Origin of the sequence: Colwellia sp. Bg11-12 (assembly GCF_014076955.1) — a bacterium.
GTDB lineage: Bacteria > Pseudomonadota > Gammaproteobacteria > Enterobacterales > Alteromonadaceae > Colwellia_A.
In genome coordinates this window covers 1-1,062 of the sequence record NZ_JACGUZ010000004.1, presented here as the reverse complement: position 1 = coordinate 1,062, position 1,062 = coordinate 1, and the positions used below count along the sequence as shown (strand labels likewise).

Annotated in this window: 1 protein-coding gene; it reads left to right on the top strand. The window is 34.3% G+C overall.

From position 1 onward, the window contains the following. Positions 1-245: 245 nt before the first annotated feature. The gene (locus tag H4J39_RS00015; RefSeq protein WP_182225418.1) at positions 246-803 is read left to right on the top strand and encodes a hypothetical protein; all 558 of its coding nucleotides are present in this window, start codon (positions 246-248) and stop codon (positions 801-803) included. Positions 804-1,062: the final 259 nt, after the last annotated feature.

Genomic DNA, 1,062 nt, shown 5'->3' with positions numbered 1-1,062 from the left:
TCCAGCAATAACATTTGTGTTGTGCGCTAAAACTACTTTTGTGTAATGGCTCAAAATAATGGTTTGGTATTTAGCCGTGGTGCGGTTATATTAAGTTTCGAAGTTTGCTTTAACTAACTGGTTTTTTAATAAATTTAACCTAACAAGCAATTCAAACGGACAAAAAACAGTTGGCTGCTTTCACTTCGTTCAACATTTTAGCCAACTAATTTTTGCCGCTTAATATGGGCGTTAGAGGTACAAGGATGCATCGGTTCATTTCTCTTTTTATAGTCTTACTATTAAGTGGCTGTGCTATTTCAGCGGCAATATACAAATCAGGTATTAAATTTGAAGGACTAAATGTTGTAAAAAATACGTTTGGTTATCATGTAAACCTAGATCTGAATAAGAATATAGACTTGAAAGCTGGTGGTTGTGATCAATATTCTCAACAAGGTATGATGGTTTCGCCTCTTATCCCTTTACCTCCTGTTATACCTGTAGATGATGGGGAGCCAAAATCAAATGTTAATGAGTTATTATCTTTTGTTATTACTTCATGGAAAGGATATGAGTTAAATACTTCAAGTAACTATTTATTATTATCACTTGATGGAGTATCAACAAAGGTAACTATAAGTAATATTTCGCGTAATGAACTAGCAAAAGATATCATTACTTATAAATATCAAACAAATATAAAGTGTGGTTCTATCAAAGACGCAACACTAGAAGTTAAAGGCTTTCAAGAGTCTAATCTCATTTATAAGTTAAAATATTACGAAGGTACGGAGTTCGAAGCAGGTTATTTGTCGGCGTAAAGTACCTCTAACAAGAACTTCAAACGGAACAAAAACAGTTGGTTAGGTTTCGCTTCGCTTCACATTTTAACCAACTATTTTTGTCCGCTTAAGTGGGCGTTAGGTGGCACCACTTTTCTGTTTTAATAGTTAAGCATCTTATGCATTTATATTATTGGTTTGGTGGTAATTCTGTTTCGTGGGTTTTCGCTAAACGATTTGTAAATGTCGCGAATCATTGTCGAGAGCCCAGCAATAACATTTGTGTTGTGCGCTAAAA